The sequence below is a fragment of the Bythopirellula sp. genome (genome assembly GCF_041737835.1).
In the GTDB taxonomy this organism is placed as follows: Bacteria; Planctomycetota; Planctomycetia; order Pirellulales; family Lacipirellulaceae; genus Bythopirellula.
On record NZ_JBGSQY010000071.1, the window covers coordinates 1 to 7192 of the forward strand.

Consider the following 7192-nt stretch of genomic DNA (forward strand, 5'->3'; position numbering starts at 1 on the left):
TATGGACTGCTCGATGCCATCAACGCCGTGGCTGACGGAGCACCCTGGGCCACGCCCCACACGAAAATCCATCGCCTCGCCAAATCGGTCACCGCCCGATTATATGCGGGACATTATCCGACGCCGCGCTCGGCGTGCGAAAGGCCGCCGTATCTCGGCAACCTTGGCGGCGGCCTGGTGGTCGTTACCAAACGGACTCTCGAGCAAGTTCCCTTCGACCGCCGCTTCCAAGGTTGGGGTCGGGAGGATGATGCCTGGCAAATGGCAGTGAAAATGCTGTTGCCCCACGGCAAGCGTTTCGAGCACCCACTCTATCATCTGTGGCATCCGGCCCAGCCCAATAGCGGTAACCGAACGAGATCGCCCAATCAGGAATTGTTCCTGCGCTACCGCTCGGTCGCTGATGATCCAACCAGAATGCGATTATTGCTGGGTGAGGCAGGGGCGTGAATGCCCGCACATAGGTTTGCTTATTAAACCCATCGCCTCCGGGCCATCGGTCATTTGCACGAGGCCGAGGATGAATCGCAGGTATGGCAGGAACTGCATCGGGCGATACGTGAAGCACGAAAGGCATATCAGCAATTTGGGACGATGCCCGAGTTTGAGGCTCTGGCAAAATTGGCCGGGAATCTGGATCAAAAAAGCAGGGGAAAAATACTTGACGAGTAATCTGCATTTGATGAATTTACCTGCGTGGTGACTCACTGCCCCGGGTGACCACGCTTATAAAGCCACCTTACCTACTGCCCCAGGTAAGGTGGTTTTTTGTTTCCGCAACGCTACGCTCAGTTAAATTCTGAAAACCAATCGACGAATAGTGCTTAGGCAAAACTTCCAGCAGATGGTTCGGATAGATACTCACGCATCGAACCCATCCGCAAAATCGCACGAAGTTACGCAATCAAAATCTGTTCCTCTGTTACCGTTCTGTCACCGACGAAAGAAGCCAATTGCACTTTGCTGGCTTAAGTAGCTTTGAGCGACCCAATCGATAAGCAGGCATCTACGAATTACTCCTTCTAAGGATGGCGAAGTTCATTCGACATCCCACTATTCTACGTGTGAATTGATGGTTTCACCCTGCTAGCATATCGGCTATGATTAAGCCGATTGCAACAGGATGAGCTGGACAAGCACTCCTCGTAGTGGGCATTCATTTTCCCCAAACTCTGTATTTGCAGAGGTTCCGATGAACGACGTGACCAGTGATCGCTGGTTGTCCGTTGATGAGATAGCCAACTACTTAGGTGTGAAACGCGACACGGTCTACAAGTGGATCGAACGCAAGCACATGCCGGGTCACAAGGTCGGAAGCCTGTGAAAATTCAGAAAAGAAGAAATTGATGAATGGGTTCGATCTGGACAGGCTGCAGATTCGACCGAGGCACGAAAACCTAGGTAGTGAAATTGATTTGAAAGCTCAATGCGATGACTGCGAACTTAAACAATTCGATCCGGCCTGGATGCTTGGTCAGCGGACCAACGCTTCCTGAGCGTGTTGAAGTTCTTGCCATCGTTGCAATGGGCGAATCGCTCAAGCTTATCGGTCGCGGGACGTCAACGGGTCTGACTTACGATCCAGTTCTAACTCCATCACAACTCGCACAACTAATTGTTTCGGCGGAGCAGGAACCTTTTGACGGTGAGGCGCGAATGTTTCGGCTTGGCGTCGAGGCTCACCGCCTCGGGCTTGCCTACGAGTACGATCCATTCTTTTCGCTGTCGATTGCTCGCGTCGATCCACTACCGCATCAGCTCGAAGCAGTTTACGGCTACTTCATGAAGTTGCCGCGCATTCGATTCTTACTAGCCGATGATCCAGGCGCTGGCAAAACGATCATGGCGGGGCTCCTGCTCAAAGAGCTGAAAGCCCGTGGCCTAGTGCGGCGTGTGCTAATCGTTTCGCCAGCCAATTTGACATTCCAGTGGCAGCGTGAGCTAACCGACAAGTTTCGCGAAAAATTCGACGTAATTCGTGGCGATGTATTGCGCGCAAACTACGGGCAGAATCCTTGGCAAGAGCGCGATCAAGTAATCACCTCCGTTTCCTGGGTTTCCATCGTTGAGGACGCCCGAGAAAGCCTACTGCGCTCGCGATGGGATTTGGTGATTGTGGACGAGGCGCACAAAATGAGCGCCCGTAGCGAAGACCATAAGACCTACGCCTACCGTCTGGGCGAAAGCCTGTCAAAAATGACGGATCACTTTTTGCTCATGACGGCCACGCCACATAAGGGCGACCCCGAGCACTTCCGCAGATTCCTCGCTCTGCTTGATCCTGATGTTTACGGTAGCATCGAAAGCCTACAGCAAGCGATGCGCGAGCACGAAGCTCCGTTCTACCTGCGCCGTACAAAAGAGGCGCTCGTAACGTTTCCTCATCCTGAAACTGGCGAAGTCCGCAAGCTATTCACAAAACGCGACGTGCAAACTGCCGCGTTCGATTTTGATGGCGAGGAGTTGGAGTTTTACGACGAACTAACCCGCTATGTTGAAGACCAATCGATGGCTGCAGCCGGCGACTCCACAGCGCGCGGTCGCGCTGTTGGGTTCACCATGGCCATGCTTCAGCGCCGCATGGCCTCTTCGATTTATGCTGTCCGCCGCAGTCTGGAACGCATGCGTGATCGACGAGAGCGAATCCTCGACGATCCTGAGGCGTATCGGAGAGAACAAATCGAACGCCGCATGCCCGATGACTTCGACGAACTGACGGAGGAAGAGCAGCAGCAAATCATTGACCAACTTGAATCGGAAGTGTTATCCGCCGATCCGGCAGTGCTGCGTGAAGAAATTGGACGCCTAACAAAACTCATCGACCATGCAAAAAGTCTGGAAGTACGCGACGTCCAATCAAAACTTCACAAGCTCCGGGCAGTATTGAAAGAAGCAGGAATTTTCTCCAATCCCAAAATGCGGCTGCTCATTTTTACTGAGCATAAAGACACTCTCGATTATCTTGCTGGCGACGGCAAAGACGGGCGACCGCTTGGCAAGCTCCGAGAATGGGGCCTCACACTCACGCAAATTCACGGCGGCATGAAGATTGGCGACCGCGATACGCCAGGTTCCCGCATATATGCCGAACGTGAATTTAAGGAATCGGCCCAGGTACTGGTTGCCACCGAGGCCGCAGGCGAAGGCATCAACCTGCAATTCTGTTGGCTGATGATCAACTTCGATATTCCTTGGAACCCTGTCCGTTTGGAGCAGCGTGTCGGTCGCATCCATCGCTATGGACAGGAAAAGGACTGCATCATTTTCAACTTCGTGGCGCAGAACACCCGCGAAGGTCGCGTGCTGCAAACGCTCATTGAGCGTCTCATGGAAATTCGAGACGATCTCGGTAGCGACCAGGTCTTCGACGTGGTCGGCACAATCTTTCCCTCCAACCAACTGGAAAAGCTGTTCCGCGACATGTACGCCCGCGTCACTGACGAGCACCAGATTCAGGACCGCATCGTTCGAGACGTTAGCCCCCAGCGTTTCCGGGCCATTACCGATAGCGCCCTGGAAGGTCTCGCCAAGAAAGACCTCAACCTCTCCGCGGTTGTAGGCAAATCGGCAGAAGCAAAAGAACGCCGCCTCGTGCCGGAGATCGTCGAGTCGTTCTTCGTGGAAGCCGCGCCCGAGACGGGCCTGTCGCCCAAGGAAACCGGCAAAGCCAGTGGCGTTTTCCGTATCGGCAAAGTTCCCCGCAACTTGCTTCCCATCGGCGATCGGCAGGAAGCTCGCTTCGGCCGGTTGGGGCGTGAGTACGGCAAGATCGTGTTCAAAAAGGCGTTGCTCCCCACCGATCCGACTTTGGAATGGGTGACGCCGGGCCATCCTCTTTTTGAAGCGGTCCGCACCGACTGCTTGGCTCGATGCGACGATCACTTGCGGCGCGGTGGGGTCTTTTTCGATTTGCACCGCAACGGCCCCTCATTACTGGATGTGTTCGCCGCTTCGATTAAGGACGGACGCGGCAGCACGCTTCACCGCCGACTGTTTGTCGTCGAGACGAACTCCACTGCGGAAATGCGGATTCACGAACCAACCGTATTTCACGAGATTACACCTGCGCCAGCGGGCACATCGATCCCGTCCGGTTTTGCCATTCCTGACCGCACTCGCGTCGAACAGTTCCTCTACCAGAACTCGCTGGAACCTTGGATTGCCACGGCGGCGCAGGATCGGATGACCGAGGTCACACGTGTCGCCAAACATGTTGGAATCAGCCTCAACGCGCTCATCGACCGCCAGCAGATTCAGTTCGCGGAGCTCGAGAATCGCCGCATTGCCGGGCAAAATGTGCCTGGATTGGAGGGCATCATTGCCCAAGCAGAACAGCATCTAGACGAACTTAACAACCGTTTGGAGAATCGCAAGCGCGAGCTGGAGCTCGAACGCCATTGCATTATTTCCGACATCACGCACATCGGCCGTGCGTGGATCTTGCCGCACCCAGAGCGGACCAGCCCGCAGCTTGCACCGATGGTGGCCGATCCAGAGATTGAGCGGATCGCCGTGCAAGAAGCGATTCGCCATGAAGAAGCTCGCGGCTGGGTTGTCGAAAGCGTGGAATCCGAGAACCGTGGGTTCGATCTCATCAGCCGGCGTCCACATCCCGAAGACCCCAAGACGTTTATCGAGGTCCGGTTCATCGAGGTCAAAGGTCGCGCCGGCGTAGGTGTCGTCGCCCTCAGCTCAAACGAGTACCACACGGCCGTGCGGCTAAAAGAGGACTACTGGCTGTATGTCGCGTTCAACTGCGCGGATACAACTCAGCTACACACTATTCGTGATCCCGCTCAGCTTGGGTGGCAGCCGGTGATTGCGGTCGAACATTACCAAGTCGGCGCAAACCAAATATTGTCTACGGGAAGGATTGAATAATGCCCGGGCGAATCTTTGTGAGCTGTGGACAAGCTGATGCTGAAGAGCGAAGCACTGCGGCAGCGGTGAAAATCTGGCTCGAAAGTCAGGGCTTCAATGTATTTGTTGCATTAGAGACTCAAAGTCTGAATGACATCAATTCCGGGACCATTGGTGAGCTACAACGCTCAGACTACTATTTGTTCATTGATTTTCCGCGTGAAAGAGTGCTGCTTCCAAATGAGCAATTGTTAGCCCCAGCTCGTTACCGTGGATCGGTTTTCACACATCAGGAGCTGGCAATTGCGTATCAGCTAAATTTCCCTGATGCAATTTTCCTGAAGAATGACACTGTCGAACTGCGTGGTATTGCCCAATTCCAAATGGCAAATGCGGCGACATTTGCTGCATATTCGGAAGTACTCCCACTTGTTCAACAACATGTGACTGAACGGAATTGGTCACCTAGCTACTCTCGGCATCTAGTCGCCGAAAACGGCCACTGGAATAGCCACGGAGTGATCAAGTACAGGGATCATACAGGCGAGATGAATCAGAAAATCTACCATGTTGCGATTGCGAATCGCCGTAGTGACGTTGGCGCTTTTTATTCAACTGCTCGGCTATCAGAGATAACCTTTCCTGATAAGACAGTTCGACGCAGCCCGGACTTGAACGATATCAAATGGTCGGGGCAATCAGGGTATGCAAGAACAATTCGCCCCACAGATACTGAACAAATTGACGCACTGGCGCTTGCCAAAGACGCGCCAGCTAAAGTTTATCTTCATAGCGCTGCGGATGTGCATCGCACACCAGTCCTCTCCGGCACTGGAGTGCATCTTCTGCAGTACCAAGTATATTCGCAAGGCTTCCCGTTGCTTGAGTTTCAGATTCGCCTAAATCTGACTGGAGCTCTGGATTCTACTACCGCAGAGTTAATTACCATATGAAATACCCCAAACGCCTTATCGAAGTCGATCTTCCTATCGCCCGCATATCGGCGCATGCGCGGCGGGAGAAGTCGATTCGACATGGGCATATCAGCACGCTGCATATTTGGTGGGCGCGGCGGCCATTGGCGGCGTGTCGGGCGGTGATTTGCGCCGCGCTGTGGCCCGACCCTGCCGATGAGCAATGTCCGCTGGCGTTCCGCAAGGCGGCGACGGACGCAATCAAATTGTTTTCCAAGCGAGTATTTCCTGACAAGGTGAACCAGGAAGGTCACGAGCTGCAGCAGCACGTTTCGCAAGAATGCTGGTGGCGCTGGCAGGCGATTTCCGAGGGAACACTCACGCTCGACGCCGACCAGCCGGCAGCTATGCCCATCCTGCAGATGGCGCTATTGGACTTCATCGCAGACTTCGCAAACTGGGACAACAGCACCGTGCCGGCCTATCTGGAAACCGCCCGCGCGCTGACTCAGGCAGCACACGAGGCGCTCGGCGGCGAACCCGGTACGCGGCCGCTGGTTGTCGATCCTTTTGCTGGCGGCGGCAGTATTCCGCTTGAAGCGCTCCGCGTCGGTGCCGACGCCTTTGCCAGTGATCTCAACCCAATTCCTGTTCTACTCAACAAAGTAGTGCTGGAATACATCCCGAAGTATGGTCAGCGGTTGGCCGACGAAGTGCGGAAGTGGGGAGCGTGGATCAAGCAACGAGCGGAAGAAGAACTCTCGCAGTTTTACCCGCCACAGAAGGCCGAGCTTGAAGACTACCACCCACGGCCGAAAGACAAGATTGAGCGGAGGGCGGACGGAGCGACATGGTATTTGGACTCCGTTCAACTGGAGTCACCGATCGCATACCTTTGGGCCCGCACAATCCTTTCGGAAGCTCCTGGCCACGGTGAGATTCCAGTAGAAGTGCCCTTGATGCGGTCGTTTTGGCTAGCGAAGAAGGCTGGTCGCAAAGTGGCGCTCCGTTGGGTTCGCGACGCATCGGGTGAGATCAAGACAAAGATTGTTGCCGTCACCTATTTCGAGAATGGCGAGCCAACTGTTCGCAAAGTTAAGCGGCCGCTTCTGGAAGTATTTCAACCTAAAAAGGACAGCGACGTTCCCCCTGGGACGATGGCGCGTGGCAGCGTTACTTGTCCAGTGACCAGCTATACGACGAAGGTAGCGTCAGTTCGCATTCAGCTCAAACGCCGGCGAGGTGGTTCTAGGGATGCACGGCTTTATGCGGTGGTGACGACCTTGACTACTAACCGGTATTCCGGGCGTAAGGAACGCTTTGAAGAATGGAACGAGCAAGGGCGCTTCTATCGACTGCCGACTAGCGCAGATGAACACGCGGTCGAGAAGGCTAGTTGCGAATTAACTTCGCGACAA

Annotated in this window: 5 protein-coding genes; all 5 read left to right on the forward strand. The window is 54.5% G+C overall.

Annotated elements, in window-relative coordinates; all coding sequences use genetic code 11:
- A partial coding sequence (locus AC6T8Q_RS19380) for a hypothetical protein (RefSeq protein WP_500680647.1) occupies positions 1-450 on the forward strand: 450 nt, incomplete at its 5' end.
- A 742-nt stretch (positions 451-1192) separates the two neighbouring features.
- On the forward strand, positions 1193-1324 hold the full coding sequence (locus tag AC6T8Q_RS19385) for an excisionase family DNA-binding protein (RefSeq protein WP_500680648.1): 132 nt from the start codon (positions 1193-1195) through the stop codon (positions 1322-1324).
- A 107-nt stretch (positions 1325-1431) separates the two neighbouring features.
- Positions 1432-4881 (forward strand): helicase-related protein, encoded by a 3450-nt coding sequence (locus AC6T8Q_RS19390; RefSeq protein WP_500680649.1) that lies wholly within the window; start codon positions 1432-1434, stop codon positions 4879-4881.
- The gene (locus AC6T8Q_RS19395) at positions 4881-5813 is read left to right on the forward strand and encodes a hypothetical protein (protein ID WP_500680650.1); all 933 of its coding nucleotides are present in this window, start codon (positions 4881-4883) and stop codon (positions 5811-5813) included. Before AC6T8Q_RS19390 ends, AC6T8Q_RS19395 begins: the two co-directional genes overlap by 1 nt.
- Positions 5810-7192, forward strand: a 1383-nt coding sequence (locus tag AC6T8Q_RS19400; protein WP_500680651.1) for a DUF1156 domain-containing protein, incomplete at its 3' end; no start/stop codon positions are given. The genes AC6T8Q_RS19395 and AC6T8Q_RS19400, both read left to right, overlap by 4 nt.